General features: G+C 74.4%; 13 protein-coding genes. 8 read left to right on the forward strand and 5 right to left on the reverse strand.

Annotated elements, in window-relative coordinates; translation table 11 throughout:
- Positions 1-41 precede the first annotated feature (41 nt).
- The 3 genes from ABEE00_RS15555 to ABEE00_RS15565 are packed head-to-tail and all read left to right on the forward strand — an operon-like array spanning position 42 to position 2237.
- On the forward strand, positions 42-809 hold the full coding sequence (locus ABEE00_RS15555) for an ArsR/SmtB family transcription factor (RefSeq protein ID WP_345746050.1): 768 nt from the start codon (positions 42-44) through the stop codon (positions 807-809).
- Entirely contained in the window at positions 809-1738 is a 930-nt protein-coding gene (locus tag ABEE00_RS15560; protein ID WP_345746051.1) for an isocitrate lyase/PEP mutase family protein, read from the forward strand. Before ABEE00_RS15555 ends, ABEE00_RS15560 begins: the two co-directional genes overlap by 1 nt.
- Positions 1653-2237 carry an NUDIX hydrolase gene (locus ABEE00_RS15565; RefSeq protein WP_345746052.1) on the forward strand — a complete coding sequence of 195 codons (585 nt, stop codon included), beginning with the start codon at positions 1653-1655 and terminating at the stop codon, positions 2235-2237. Before ABEE00_RS15560 ends, ABEE00_RS15565 begins: the two co-directional genes overlap by 86 nt.
- A gap of 37 nt (positions 2238-2274) precedes the next feature.
- Here the strand turns inward: ABEE00_RS15565 and ABEE00_RS15570 are convergent, their stop codons facing one another.
- Positions 2275-2673, reverse strand: coding sequence for a RidA family protein (locus ABEE00_RS15570; protein ID WP_345746053.1), 399 nt, complete (start codon positions 2671-2673; stop codon positions 2275-2277).
- Positions 2670-3797, reverse strand: coding sequence for an acyl-CoA dehydrogenase family protein (locus tag ABEE00_RS15575; RefSeq protein WP_345746054.1), 1128 nt, complete (start codon positions 3795-3797; stop codon positions 2670-2672). Before ABEE00_RS15575 ends, ABEE00_RS15570 begins: the two co-directional genes overlap by 4 nt.
- A gap of 238 nt (positions 3798-4035) precedes the next feature.
- Between ABEE00_RS15575 and ABEE00_RS15580 the strand changes: the two genes are divergently transcribed.
- From ABEE00_RS15580 to ABEE00_RS15600, 5 genes are all read left to right on the forward strand, one after another.
- Positions 4036-5730 carry an AMP-binding protein gene (locus tag ABEE00_RS15580; protein WP_345746055.1) on the forward strand — a complete coding sequence of 565 codons (1695 nt, stop codon included), beginning with the start codon at positions 4036-4038 and terminating at the stop codon, positions 5728-5730.
- Positions 5731-5934: 204 nt separating this feature from the next.
- Positions 5935-7737, forward strand: a complete 1803-nt coding sequence (locus tag ABEE00_RS15585; RefSeq protein ID WP_345746056.1) for an acyclic terpene utilization AtuA family protein — start codon at positions 5935-5937, stop codon at positions 7735-7737.
- A complete protein-coding gene (locus ABEE00_RS15590; RefSeq protein WP_345746057.1) occupies positions 7737-9263 on the forward strand; it encodes a CoA transferase in 1527 nt (508 codons plus the stop codon). Before ABEE00_RS15585 ends, ABEE00_RS15590 begins: the two co-directional genes overlap by 1 nt.
- A gap of 13 nt (positions 9264-9276) precedes the next feature.
- The gene (locus ABEE00_RS15595; RefSeq protein ID WP_345746058.1) at positions 9277-10146 is read left to right on the forward strand and encodes a PaaX family transcriptional regulator; all 870 of its coding nucleotides are present in this window, start codon (positions 9277-9279) and stop codon (positions 10144-10146) included.
- Positions 10110-10325, forward strand: coding sequence for a DUF3099 domain-containing protein (locus tag ABEE00_RS15600; RefSeq protein ID WP_345746059.1), 216 nt, complete (start codon positions 10110-10112; stop codon positions 10323-10325). Before ABEE00_RS15595 ends, ABEE00_RS15600 begins: the two co-directional genes overlap by 37 nt.
- A gap of 29 nt (positions 10326-10354) precedes the next feature.
- Here ABEE00_RS15600 and ABEE00_RS15605 read toward each other — a convergent pair whose 3' ends face one another.
- The 3 genes from ABEE00_RS15605 to ABEE00_RS15615 all read right to left on the reverse strand — a co-directional run bounded on the left by ABEE00_RS15605 (position 10355) and on the right by ABEE00_RS15615 (position 14019).
- Positions 10355-12667: a bifunctional salicylyl-CoA 5-hydroxylase/oxidoreductase gene (locus ABEE00_RS15605; protein ID WP_345746060.1), complete on the reverse strand. Its 2313-nt coding sequence runs from the start codon at positions 12665-12667 to the stop codon at positions 10355-10357.
- Between the two features lies 1 nt (position 12668).
- On the reverse strand, positions 12669-13496 hold the full coding sequence (locus ABEE00_RS15610) for an enoyl-CoA hydratase family protein (RefSeq protein ID WP_345746061.1): 828 nt from the start codon (positions 13494-13496) through the stop codon (positions 12669-12671).
- A 160-nt stretch (positions 13497-13656) separates the two neighbouring features.
- Complete coding sequence (locus ABEE00_RS15615) at positions 13657-14019, reverse strand: arsenate reductase family protein (RefSeq protein ID WP_345746062.1); 363 nt, start codon at positions 14017-14019, stop codon at positions 13657-13659.
- Between the last annotated feature and the right edge of the window lie 221 nt (positions 14020-14240).

Consider the following 14240-nt stretch of genomic DNA (forward strand, 5'->3'; position numbering starts at 1 on the left):
CTTCGGCGGCCGTCGAAGTGTCGGGCGCGCATGCTGGTCCCATGGACGAGCGGAACGTACGAGGCGAGCGCGCCGCGCTCTCGGGAGTACGCGGCGAGCGCGCCGCACCCTCAGGGGCCGGGCTGGCGCGGCTGGCCGGGCTGCTCGCCGACGGCACGCGGGCCTCGTTCTGCCTCGCGCTGCTGGACGGGCGCGCCTGGACGGCGGGCGAGCTGGCCAAGACGGCGGGGGTCACGGCCGCGACCGCCAGCAGCCACCTGGACAAGCTGGTCGAGGGCGGGCTGCTGGCCGAGCACCGGGTGGGCCGGCACCGCTACGTACGGCTGGCGAACCACCGGCTGGCGCAGCTCGTCGAGGACCTGGCCGCGCACGCCGGTCCCCCTCCCGCGCCGCGCGGCCTGCGCGCGTGCTCGGCCGGAGCGGCCATGGCGCGGGCCCGCACCTGCTACGACCACCTCGCCGGGCGGCTCGGCGTCGCGGTCACGGACGGGCTGCTGGAACGGGGGCTGGTGCAGGACAGCACCGGGTTCGCGGTGACGGAGGCGGGACTCGCGTGGTTCGCGGAGGCGGGGATTCCGCTGGAGGCGCGGCGCGCTCCGCGCAGCAGGCGGCCGCTGGCGCGCGCGTGCATCGACTGGACCGTGCGCCGCCCGCACCTGGCGGGCCTGGCCGGGGCCGCGCTGTGCGCGCACGCGCTGGATTCGGGCTGGTGCGAACGGATCGGCAGCGGCCGCGCGCTGCGGGTCACGGACAAGGGGCGGGACGCGCTGCGCGACCTGCTGGGGATCGATGCGGGAGAGGTCGAGTGATGAGCGGCGGGACGAAGAGCGGCGACATGTACGAGAGGTTCCGCGAACTGCACCACGGCGCGCGCCCGTTGCTGCTGCCGAACGCGTGGGACCACGCCTCGGCGGCCGCGCTGCATCGGAGCGGGTTCCCCGCGGTCGCCACCACGAGCCTGGGGGTGGCCTCGGCCGCCGGGCTGCCGGACGGCGCGGGCGCCGCGCGCGAGCACACCCTCGCGCTGGGCCGCGGGCTGGCGCGGCTCCCGGTGCCGGTCAGCGTGGACGCGGAGGGCGGCTTCAGCGCGGAGCCGGAGGACGTGGCGGCCCTGGTACGGGAGTTGGCTGACGCCGGTGTGGCCGGGGTCAACCTGGAGGACGGGCTGCCCGACGGCACCCTCGCCGACCCCGTACGGCAGGCGGAGAAGATCACCGCGGCGAAGGAGGCGGCCCCGCGCGTCTTCGTGAACGCGCGCACCGACACCCACTGGCTGGGCGCCGAGCCGACGCTGCGGGCCGCGCTGCGGCGTACGGCGGCCTACGCTGAGGCGGGCGCCGACGGCGTCTTCGTGCCGGGCCTTGCGGACGAGGAGGAGGTCGGGGCACTCGTACGGGAGTCGGCGCTGCCGGTGAACGTGCTGTACGCGCCCGGCCGTTCGGACCCCGGGCGGCTGGCGGAGCTGGGCGTGGCCCGGATCTCGCTCGGTTCGCTGCTGTTCCGCGCGGCGCTGGGGCGGGCCGTGGACACGGCGCTCTCGGTCCTGCCCGAGGCGTGGGCCCCCGCGGCACGGGAAAAGGAGCGGCGCGCGGCGGCCGGGTCGTGGACCATGAGCGGCGTCCCTCCGTACGCCCTCGTGCAGGAGCTCGCCGATGACTTCGACCGACACGCCGGCGCCGGAAGCCCGTACGGCTCTGGCCCGGGCCCTGGAAGCGCACCGCCCGCCGGACGCCGCTGAGGCCGCCGACCTGGAGCGCGCCGCCGCGCTGCTGACCGCGCCCGAGGGCGCGCGGACCGCCTGGGACCGCGCGACGCCGCTGCACTTCACGGCGTCCGCGCTCGTCGTGCACCGCGCGAGCCGCCGCGTGCTGCTGCGGCACCACGAGCGGCAGGGCACCTGGCTGCACGTGGGCGGGCACGCCGACCCCGGCGAGACGGACCCGCTGGGCGTGGCGCTGCGCGAGGGCGTGGAGGAGACGGGGCTGCCGGACCTCACGCCGTGGCCGGACGCCTCGCCGCTGCACCTGGTGATCGTGCCGGTGGCCGCCGCGGGCTCCGAACCGGCCCACGAGCACGTGGACCTGCGCTATGTGCTGGTCACCGAGCAGCCGGAGGCGGCGCGGGCCGAGCGGGAGACGGCGCCCGTGCGGTGGTTCTCCTTCGAGGATGCGCGGGCGGCGACCGCGGCGGACAACCTGCGCGAGACGCTGCGGCGGGCGGAGCGGCTGCTTCGCTGAGCCCCCGTACGCAACCGTGCGGGACCCGCCGACGGTCTCACTCCAGCATCGCGAGACCGTCCAGCTCGACCATAGCGGCCTCGTCCCACAGCCGCACCGCGCCGATCACGGCCATCGCCGGATAGTCGCGGCCGGCCAACTCGCGCCATGTGCGGCCGAGTTCGCGCGCGTGCTCGCGGTACGCGGGCACGTCGGTGGTGTAGACGGTGACCCGTGCCAGGTCGGCGGGGGTGCCGCCGGCCGCGCGCAGGGCGGCCAGCAGGTTGGAGAGCGCCACGCGGAACTGCTCGGGCAGCGTGTCCCCCACGACCTTCCCGTCCCCGTCCAGCGCGGTCTGGCCGGCGAGGAGGACCAGCCGCGAACCGGTGGCGGCCACGGCGTGCGAGAAGCCGGTGGCGGGGGACAGTTCCTCGGGGTTGATGCGTTCCAGGCTCACCGGTAGAGCTCCTTCGCGATGACGGTGCGCTGCACTTCGCTGGCGCCTTCGTAGATCCGCGGCGCGCGGACCTCCCGGTAGAGGTGTTCGAGCAGGTGCCCGCGCTGGAGCGCGGCCGCGCCGTGCACCTGCACCGCCGCGTCCACGGCCTGCTGCGCGGTCTCGGTGGCCAGCAGCTTCGCCATCGCGGCGCGCTTGGCGACGTCCGGATCGCCCCGGTCGTACGCGGCGGCCGCGGCGTACACCAGCAGCCGGGCCGCCTCGATCCGGGTCGCCGACTCGGCCAACGGGTGCGAGACCGCCTGGAGATCGCGCAGCACCCCGCCGAACGCCGCCCGCTCCCCCGTGTGCTCCAGCGCCGCGTCGAGCGCGGCCTGCGCCATGCCGACCGCGAACGCGCCGACGCTGGGCCGGAAGAGGTTCAGCGTGCGCATCGCGGCGCCGAAGCCGCGGTCCACCTCGCCGAGCAGATCGTCCCTGGTCACCCGCACCCCGTCGAAGCGCAGGGTGCCGAGCGCGTGCGGGGCGAGCATGTCGAGCGGTTCGCCGCTCAGCCCGGCGCGGTCGCCCGGGACCAGGAAGGCGGTGATCCCCCGCGAGCCCGCGCCCGGCGTCGTACGGGCGAAGACCGCGTAGACGTCCGCGTGCGGCGCGTTGGAGATCCAGGTCTTGGTGCCGGTCAGCCGCCAGCCCTCGCCGTCCGGCCCGCTCTCCGGCTCGGCCGCCAGCTCCAGCGCCGCGGCGTCGCTGCCCGCGCCCGGCTCGCTCAGCGCGAAGCCCGCGACGGCGCGCCCGGAGGTGATCTCCTCCAGCCAGCGTTTCCGCTGCTCCTGCGTGCCGCACTGGGCCAACGGGCCCGCGCCGAGCCCCTGGAGCGCGAGCGCGGTCTCCGCCTCGGTGCATCCGTACGCGAGGGATTCGCGCAGCAGGCACAGGTCGAGCGCGCTGCCCTCGGGCGGGAACAGCCGCCGCAGCAGGCCGAGTTCGCCGAGCGCGGCGACGAGCGGGCGGTTGATCCGGCCGTGCTCGCCCTGCTCGGCGAGCGGCCGCAGCCGGTCCCTGGCGAGCGCACGCAGCTCGCCGCACCACTCCTGCTGCTCCGGGTCCAGAGCGAACGCGCGCATCCGGCGACTCCTCCCGTATCGCGTACCGTTGACTGTCGTCACCATCACGTTACGCTCAGCGGCACACGGCGCACAGCCGTCCGCAGCACCGAAGATCCGGCAGCACCGCACCATCGCGGATCCGCGGCACCGCGGGTCCGGGAGCACCGCAGATCCGCGGCACCGCGGGTCGGCACCGCAGCACCGCAGTACCTCGACAGCCCGCATGACGCCGTGCACGCGAGGGGGCGCATCCGCCATGGAGCCCGTGGAGCCCAACCGGGAACAGAGCCCGTCGGCGCACGTCGACACGTTCGCCCGCGACCATCTGCCCCCGCCGGACCAGTGGCCGCTGCTGCCGGGGCTCGCCGCGCTCGGCTATCCGGACCGGCTCAACTGCGGCGCCGAGCTGCTGGACAGGACCGTCGAACGGTTCGGCGCCGCGCGCCCCGCCTTCCGCTCCCTCCAGGGCGGTACGGAGACGGTCTGGTCGTACGGCGAGCTCCAGGCCCGCGTCGACCACATCGCCCACGTACTCGTCGACGAACTGGACCTGGTGCCGGGCAACAGGGTGCTGCTGCGCGGGCCCAACTCGCCGCAGCTCGCCGCCTGCTGGCTGGCCGTCATGAAGGCGGGCGGGGTCGCGGTGACCGTGCTCGCGGCGCAGCGCCCGCACGAGCTGCGCACGATCTGCGAGATCGCGCGGGTCAGCCACGCGCTGTGCGACGCGCGTGCGCTGGAGGGGCTGTACCGGGCCGAGGTCCCCGGGCTGCGGATCACCGCCTTCGGCGCGGAGGGCGGGGAGAACGCCGAGAGCGCGGAGGGTGTGGACGGGCTGCTGCCCGCCGGCCTGCCCGAGCACCGCCCCTTCACCCCCGTGCCGACGGCGGCGGACGACGTCGCGCTCATCGCGTTCACCTCGGGCACGACCGGGCGGCCGAAGGGCTGCGTGCACTTCCACCGGGACGTGCTGGCCATCGCGGACACCTTCTCCGCGCAGGTGCTGCGGCCCGAGCCGGACGACGTGTTCGCCGGGAGCCCGCCGCTGGGCTTCACCTTCGGGCTCGGCGGGCTCGTGATCTTCCCGCTGCGCGCGGGGGCCTCGGCGGTGCTGGAGCAGTGGAGCGGCGCCGAGCAGATGCTGGAGGCGGTGCGCAGGCACCGGATCTCGGTGCTGTTCACGGCGCCGACCGCGTACCGGGGCATGCTGGCCGAGCTGGCCGCCGGGGAGGCGCGCGGGACCCCGTACGACCTGTCGCCGCTGCGGCGCTGCGTGTCGGCCGGCGAGAACCTCTCGGCCACGACCTGGCAGGACTGGTACGAGGGGACCGGGCTGCGACTGATCAACGGGATCGGCGCGACGGAGATGCTGCACATCTTCATCGCGGCGGCCGACGAGCGGATCAGGCCCGGCACGACGGGGCTGCCGGTGCCGGGCTTCGAGGCGTGCGTGCTGCGTCCGGGCGCGGGCACCGAGCTGGTGCCGGTGGCCGACGGCGAGCCGGGGCTGCTGGCGGTGCGCGGCCCCGTGGGCTGCCGCTACCTCGACGACGAGCGGCAGCTCGACTACGTGCAGCACGGCTGGAACATCACGGGCGACACGTACGTACGCGAGCCGGACGGCTACTTCCGGTATGTGGCCCGCGCCGACGACATGATCATTTCGGCGGGCTACAACGTGCCGGGGCCCGAGGTCGAGGAGGCCCTGCTGCGCCACCCCGACGTGGTGGAGGCGGCGGTCGTGGGCCGCCCCGACGAGCGGCGCGGCCAGGTGGTGGTGGCCCACGTGGTCCTGCGCCAGGGCGCCGCCCAGGGCCCCGAGACGGCGGAGTCCCTACGAAAGTTCACCGCGACGGAACTGGTCCCCTACAAGTGCCCCCGCGAGATCATCTTCACCGAGGCACTCCCGAGAACGGCGACAGGAAAGGTCCAGCGTTTCCGCTTGCGCGACTGACCCGCGGCGCCCCCGGCGCCGACCACTCAACGCGCGAACAGGCGTTATCGCCCACTCCCGTCGCCGAACCCCCTCCCCCGCCGCTCCGGCGCGGCGGTGAGCGACCGCGCACCCGGGCCGCCGCCCTCGCGGGGTTCACGACAGCACTGGGACCATGCAGAATAGTTGTAAAGTACATACGTAACCGTCGCGGAGGTGTCGTGCATGAGTCAGGCGCGGGGCGTACGGATCGCGAACTTCTCGGGGTATCTCGGGGACCGCCGCAGCGCCGTGGACGAGGTCATGGCCGGGGACCCGGTCGACGTGCTGGTCGGCGACTACCTCGCGGAGATCACCCTCGCCGCGCTCTCGGCCCGCCGCCGCGCCGACCCCTCGCGCGGCTACGTCCCCTACGTACTGGACCAGCTGCGACCCCACCTCCCAGCCCTGGCCCAGCGCGGCATCAAGGTCGTGACCAACGCGGGCGGCTTCAGCCCGGCGGGACTCGCGGCGGCGCTGAGGGAGGAGCTGGCCGCACAGGGCGTACACCTGAAAGTCGCCCACGTGGAAGGCGACGACCTGCTCCCGGAGCTGGACCGGCTCGCGGACGCGGGCCACCGGCTCACCCACCTCGACACCGGCGCACCCCTCACCACCTGGCCCCACACCCCCCTCGCCGCCAACGCCTACCTCGGCGGCTGGGGCATCGCCGCCGCGCTGGAAGCGGGCGCCGACCTCGTCATCTGCGGACGCGTCACCGACGCGTCGCTGGTCAGCGGCCCCGCCGCGTGGTGGCACGGCTGGACCCGTACGGACTGGGACGCGCTCGCAGGCGCCGTCACCGCGGGCCACATCATCGAGTGCGGCCCCCAGGCGACCGGCGGCAACTTCTCCGGCTTCACCGGCATCCCGGACATGCTCACCCCCGGCTTCCCCGTCGCGGAGATCGCCCACGACGGCACCGCCGTGATCACCAAGCACGCGCGGGACGGCGGCGCCGTGACCGTGGACACCGTCACGGCCCAGCTCGTGTACGAGATCCAGGGCCCCCGCTATCTCAACCCCGACGTCACCGTGCACCTCGACGACCTGGCGCTGGAGCAGGAGGGCCCCGACCGCGTACGGCTGTCCGGCGCCGCGGGATCCCCTCCCCCGCCTACCACCAAGGCCGCGCTGTTCGCGCCGGTCGGCTACGAGGTCGTCGGCACCGCCCACGTCACCGGCCTCGACACCGACGAGAAGGTGCGGCTGCTCCGCGCCCAGCTCGCCCGCGACCTGCCGCAGGGCATCGAGGACCTGGACGTCACCGCCCTCGGCAGCGCGGCCGAGGACCCGGCCTCGCAGTGGCAGGCGACGGTACCGGTACGCGTCATGGCCACCGCCCAACACAAGGAAACCCTGGAGGAGTTGGGCCTCGCGGGAAGGCTCGGCAGCCTCTACCTGCAGTCCTTCCCCGGCTTCTTCCTCGACGGCGCCGCACCGCCCGCCGCCCCTCCCCGCCCCCGCGTCGACTACTGGCCGGCCGTGCTCCCCCAGTCCGCCGTTCCGCACCGCGCCGTGCTGGACGACGGCCGCCCACTGGACATCGCGCCGCCGGAGGTCACCGAGGAGTTCACGGGGCAGCCCGCGCACCCCGAGCCGGAGAGCGCGGCCGACGAGGAGGGGCGGCCCTGCCGCGTACCGCTCGGCACCGTCGCGTACGCACGCAGCGGCGACAAGGGCGGCAACAGCAACGTCGGCGTGTGGGCGCCCGACCCGCGCGCCTGGCCGTGGCTGCGCAGCGCACTCAGCACGGCCGAGCTGCGGCGGCTGCTGCCCGAGGCGAAGGAACTGGACGTCGTACGGCACGAGTTCCCGCACCTGCGCGCCGTGCACTTCGTGCTGCGCGGGCTCCTCGGCAGCGGCGGCTCCTCGAACCTGCGCGCCGACCAGATCGGCAAGGCGGTCGGCGAATACCTGCGCGCCAAGCACGTCCTGATACCCGAGCACCTGCTCAACCAGCACAACGACCAACAGGAGCCCCACTGATGGCACCCACAGAAGACACAGCAGACCCCGAAGCAGCCGCGCTCACCGCGCGGCTGGAGGCGGCCGTGGACACACCGGCCACCGACGACGCCTTCGACCCGCACGCCGAGCTCGACGGCGTACTCGGCGGCATCGGCATGACCCCGGGCGAGACCGGCGGCGCGATCACCTTCCGCGGCGCCGACCCGGTGGTGCCCAGCACCCTCAGGCTGGGCGGCGCCGCCGGCATCGCGCTGGCCGCCAAGTCGGCCGCGGCGGCGAAGCTGTGGCGGCAGCGGGGCGGCGAGGGACAGGACATCGCGGTGGACCTGCGCTCGGCGCCGCACCGGCTGTGCCCCTTCTACGACCGCAGGTGGGAGCTGGTCAACGGCTATCCGGCGACGTCGAGTTCGAACGTGAGCAACGCGCTGGGCTTCATGTTCCACCGCACGGCCGACGACCGCTGGGTGATGCCGCTCAACCCGTACCCGAAGATCAAGAACGCGGCGCAGAAGCTGCTGAACACCCCGGACGACGTGGACGCCGTCGCCAAGGCCATCGGCGGCTGGAAGGCGGCGGACCTGGAGCAGGCCGCGTACGAGGCCGGCGTCGTCATGCCCGTCCTGCGCACCACCCGCGAGCTCATGGCCGAGCCGCACTACCGCGAGGCCCTGTCCCGCATGCCGCTGATCGAGATCACCAAGATCGGCGAGAGCGCGCCCGAGCCGCTGCCCGCGGGCGCCGAGCAGCCGCTGGACGGCGTACGGGCCCTGGGCATGGGCCATGTGATCGCGGGCGCGGGCGTCGGCCGCTCCCTCGCGCTGCACGGCGCGGACGTGCTCAACCTGTGGCGGCCAGGCGAGCACGAGCACGACGCCACGTACGTGACGGCGAACGTGGGCACGCGGTCGGCGACGGTCGACCCGTACGGGGCCGACGGCGCGGCCGTCATCCGGCGGCTGCTCGCGGGCGCTGACGTCTTCTACGCCAACCGCCGCCCCGGCTATCTGGCCTCCATCGGCCTGTCGGCCGAGGAGTCGGCCGCCGTGCGGCCCGGGATCGTGCACGCGACGGCGACGCTGAACGGCGAGTACGGGCCGTGGGCCGACCGCGTCGGCTTCGACCAGACGGCGGGCAGCCTCACCGGGATGATGCTGCTGGAGGGCGGCGGCGAGCGCCCCGCGCTGCCGCCGATCCTGGTCGTGAACGACTACATCGTGTCCTGGCTCATGGCCGCCGGGGTCACCGAGGCGCTGCACCGCAGGTCGGTTGAGGGCGGAAGCTGGCGGGTGCACGTCTCGCTCACCCGCGCCGCGCTGTGGATCCTCGGCATGGGCGTCTTCGACAAGGCGTACGCGGAGGAGGCGGCGGGCAGCACGGAGGAGCACCGCTACCTCGACCCGCAGACCTTCACCGCCGACACCCCGCTGGGCCGCTACCAGGGCGTCACCGACCAGGTCGCGATGTCCGCCACCCCTGGCCGCTACCGCACGGTCCTGGTGCCGCGCGGCTCCTCCCGCCCGGAGTGGGCCTCCCCGGAGCGCTGACTAGGGTGTGGCCGTGACCGAACGTCCCTCACCAGGCTCCCTCATACTCACCTTCTACGGCGCGTACGGGCGCGGCTTCCCCGGCGACGGCACGGTGCCGGTCGCGGTGCTGATCCGGGCCCTCGCCGCGGTGGGGGTGGACGCGCCCTCGGTGCGCTCGGCGGTCTCGCGGCTCAAGCGGCGCGGGCTGCTGACCGCGGTGCGGTCCGGGAGCAGGGCGGCGGGGTACGCGCCGTCCGAGGCCGCGCGGCAGCTCCTGGACGACGGCGACCGGCGCATCTACGCGGGGCCGCGCGAGAACCCGGAGTCCGGCTCCGGATGGCTGCTCGCCGTCTTCTCCGTGCCCGAGAGCGAGCGGCAGCGCCGGCACATCCTGCGCTCCCGCCTCTCCCGGCTGGGCTTCGGCAACGCGGCGCCCGGCGTGTGGATCGCCCCGACGCACCTGGAGGAGGAGACCCGGCACACGCTGCGGCGGCTCGGCCTCGCCCCGTACGTGGAGCTGTTCCGCGGCGAGCACGCGGGCTTCCGGCCCACGGCCGAGGCGGCCGCGCAGTGGTGGGACCTGGACGCCATCGCCGCACAGCACCGCGACTTCCTGGCCGCGCACGAGCCGGCGCTGCGCGCCTGGCAGCAGCGCGGGGGTGGGCCCGAGGCCGCGTACCGGGACTATCTCCTCGCCCTCGACGACTGGCGCCGCCTCCCGTACGCGGACCCGGGCCTGCCGGCGGAGCTGCTCCCCTCCGACTGGCCCGGCGAGCACGCGGCCGAGGTCTTCTTCGCCCTGCACGGCAGGCTGCGGTCCGCCGCGCAGGAGTACGTCGACGGACTCCGTCCTACGGTGGAGACATGTACGCACGCAGGCGACGGCGGTACTTCGCCCTGATGACGCTCTGCCTGGTGCTGTTCGTCGGCGCCTGGGCCTTCGTCCGGCTGTGGTCGGTCCCGGTGGCGGTGGGCATGTGCGTGGTGGCCATGGTCATCCCGCCCACGGCGGCGATCGTCGGCAACAAGCGGGAGAGCGACGACAAATGGTGGGACGAGGACAACGGCAACAGGAAGTAGCCCGCGCCCCGTCCCGTACTGCTCGCCCCCTACAGGCTGAGGCGCTGCTTCGGCGCGTCCGTCCGCCCCGTCGGCGGGCGCCTGCTGCCCGCGCCGTACTGGAGCGGCCACACAGCGCCCGGTCCCGCGTAGCCCTGTTCGGCCGCCGCGTGCAGGGTCCAGTGCGGGTCGTACAGGTGCGGGCGTGCCAGGGCGCACAGGTCCGCGCGGCCGGCCAGGATCAGGGAGTTCACGTCGTCCCACGAGGAGATCGCGCCGACGGCGATGACGGGGACGCCGGTCTCGTTGCGGATCCGGTCCGCGTACGGGGTCTGGTACGAGCGCCCGAAGTCGGGCCGTTCCTCCGGGACCACCTGGCCCGTGGAGACGTCCACCGCGTCCGCGCCGTGCTCGGCGAACGCCGCCGCCACCGCCAGCGCGTCCTCGCCCGACATGCCGCCCTCGGCCCAGTCCGTCGCCGAGATCCGCACCGTCATGGGCCGGTCCTCGGGCCACGCCTCGCGCACCGCGTCGAAGACCGCCAGCGGGAAACGCAGCCGTCCCCGTACGTCGCCTCCGTACTCGTCCGTGCGCAGGTTCGTCAGCGGGGACAGGAAGCTGGAGAGCAGATAGCCGTGCGCGCAGTGCAGTTCGAGCAGGTCGAAGCCTGCGCGGGCCGCACGGCGCGCGGCCCCCGCGAAGTCGTCCCGCACCTCGGCCAGTTCCGCGCGGGTCAGCTCGCGCGGCACCTGGTTGACCCCCGCGCGATACGGGATCGGCGACGGCGCGACCACCGGCCAGTTGCCCTCGGGCAGCGGCTGGTCGATGCCCTCCCACATCAGCCGCGTGGAGCCCTTGCGCCCGGAGTGCCCGAGCTGCACACCCAACGCGGCCTCCCCGCCCCGCTGTCCGTGCACGAACGCGGCGACCCGCGCCCACCCCGCCTCCTGCGCGTCCGACCACAGCCCCGTACAGCCGGGCGTGATCCGGCCCTCAGGCGAGACGCACACCATCTCGGTCATGACCAGCGCGGCCCCGCCGAGCGCCCGCGCGCCCAGGTGGACGAGGTGGAAGTCGCCGGGGACGCCGTCCTGCGCCGAGTACATGTCCATCGCGGAGACGACCACGCGATTCCGCAGCTCAAGACCGCGCAGCCGGAAGGGCGTGAACATCGGCGGCGTGCCCTCCGGCACGCCCGCCTCCCGCTCCACCGAGGCCACGAAGCCCGGATCGCGCAGCCGCAGGTTGTCGTGGGTGACCCGGCGGCTGCGGGTCAGCAGGTTGAAGGCGAACTGCCCCGGCGGCTGGTGCACATACGCCGCCAGGTCCTCGAACCACTCCAGGCTCGCGCGCGCCGCGCGCTGCGTGGAGAGCACCACGGGCCGCCGCTCGGCCTCGTACGCCTCCAGCGCTGACCCCAGATCCGGCTGCTCCCCGACGCACGCGGCGAGCGCCAGCGCGTCCTCGACCGCCAGCTTGGTGCCCGAGCCGATGGAGAAGTGCGCGGTGTGCGCGGCGTCGCCGAGCAGCACCGTGTTGCCGTGCGACCAGCGCTCGTTGGTGACCGTGCGGAAGGCGATCCACTGCGAGTTGTTGCCGCGCAGCGTGGCGCCGCCCAGCGTCTCGGGGAAGAGCTTCGCGCACCGCTCGGCCGAGGCCCGCTCGTCGAGCCCCTCGAACCCGGCGGCCCGCCACACCTCCTCGCGCATCTCGACGATGACGGTGCTGTCGTGCTCCGCATACGGATAGGCATGGAGCTGGGCCACCCCGTGCTCGGTCTCCGCGATCTCGAAGCGGAAGGAGTCCAGCGCGAAGTCGGCGGCGAGCCAGATGTACCGGCAGCGGTGCTCGGTGACCCGCGGCCCGAACACGTCCGCGTGCGCCTGCCGCGTGGCGCTGTGCACCCCGTCGGCGGCGATCACCAGGTCGTTTTCCAGGGCGAGTTCGGCCGCGGGCGGCGCCTCGGTACGGAAGCGCAGCCGCACCCCCAGCTCCTCGCAGCGCCGGTGCAGCACGGCCAGCAGCCGCCGCCTGCTCAGCGCGGCGAAGCCGTGGCCGCCGGAGCGCCGGGTGTGCCCGCGGTGCGTGATGAGGATGTCGTCCCAGCGCACGAACTCGTCCCGGAGCGCCGCGTACACCGCGGGGTCGGCGTGCTCGATGCCGCCGAGCGTCTCGTCGGACAGCACGACGCCGAAGCCGAACGTCTCGTCCGGCGCGTTCCGTTCGTACACCGTGACCGTGCGGGCGGGGTCGAGGCGCTTGAGCAGCACCGCCGCGTACAGGCCGCCGGGGCCGCCGCCGAGCACGGCGACGGTGCGCACGGGTGCACCTTGGGGCACGACCGCTCCTTGGGACCCGGCCATCTCAAGCCCCCTTCCACTCGGGGTCCCGCTTCCCGCTGAACGCGGCGTGGAACTCCGCGTAGTCCGCGCTGTGCATGAGCAGCGCCTGGGTGGCCGCGTCCATCTCCACGGCCGAGGACAGCGGCTGGTCGAGCTCGGCGGTGAGCAGCGCCTTCGTCTGCGCGTACGCGAGCGAGGGCCCGGCGGCGAGGCGCTGGGCCAGCTCGTGCGCGGCACGGTGCGCCCCGCCCTCCTCGGTCAACTGGCTGATCAGGCCGATGCGTTCGGCCTCGGGCGCGCGTACGGAGTCGCCGAGCATCAGCAGCCGCGTGGCGTGCCCGAGGCCGACCACGCGCGGCAGCAGGTAGGCCGCGCCCATGTCGCCGCCGGAGAGGCCGACCTTGGTGAAGAGGAACGCGAAGCGGGCGCTGGGGTCGGCGACCCGGAAGTCCGAGGCGAGGGCGAGTACGGCGCCGGCCCCCGCCGCCACCCCGTGCACGGCGGCGACCACCGGGAACGGCGCCTCCCTGATCGCCCGTACGACCTGCCCGGTCATCCTGTTGAAGTCCAGCAGCGCGCCGGTGTCCATGCCGAGCGTGGCGCCGATGATCTCGTCCACGTCCCCGCCGGAGCAGAAGCCGCGGCCCTCGCCGGCCAGCACCAGCACCTTCGTCTGCTTCTCGCGGGCCAGCTCGGCCAGCAGGTCGCGCAGGTCGGCGTAGGCGCCGAAGGTCAGCGCGTTGAGCTTCTCCGGGCGGGCGAGGGTGACGGTGACGACGCCGTCCTCCTCGGCCACCTCGAGGTGCTTCCAGGACTCCGTACGGCGGGCTGAACCGGTGAACGGGCTCATGACCGGGCCTCCTTGGCGGTGGACGGTTCGCGGCGCGCGGCGCGCCGCGAACGTATCACCGGGTTGTGACCACCGTCACGAGTGCGCGATACGGAGTTGTGGGTGGGGTGCGCGCGGGGGCGGGTTCAGGCCATGTGCGTGGCCTGGCCCGCCGCTGCTCTCAGCCCCGGTTGAGCGCGTCCCGCACGGCCTCCTCGGTGCGGCCGATCACCGCCGTGCCGTCGTCCGCCGTGATCACCGGCCGCTGGATGAGCTCCGGATGCTGCGCCATCGCCGCGATCCAGCGCCCACGCTCGCTCTCCTCGCGCGGCCACGTCTTGAGCCCGAGCTCCTTCGCGGCGGGTTCGCCGTCACGTACGAGGTCCCACGGCTCCAGCCCGAGCCGCTCCAGGACCTGCTCCAGCTCTTCTTCGCCGGGGGCGTCTTCCAGATACCGCCGCACCGTGTACTCCGCGCCTTCCTCGTCGAGGAGGGAGAGCGCGCTACGGCACTTGGAACAGCGGGGATTGATCCAGATCTCCATGGGGCCAGAATCCCACGGCCGCGCGCCGCTGCCACCGCCGACAACTGCCGCTTCTGGTCACTTCCCGCTGCGGCGGGATTCGGGTGTGTGGTTGCGCCCGACTTTGTGAGTTCCGGCCCGCCCTACGACGCTCCGCGCCTCCGGCCGGGCCTCCGCCCGGTCTGCGACGCCCGCGGAGGGCTGCGTACGAGCAGTCGCGACCGTGTCTACTTACGAGGTGT

This window comes from Streptomyces odontomachicola, assembly GCF_039605595.1.
In the GTDB taxonomy this organism is placed as follows: Bacteria; Actinomycetota; Actinomycetes; order Streptomycetales; family Streptomycetaceae; genus Streptomyces.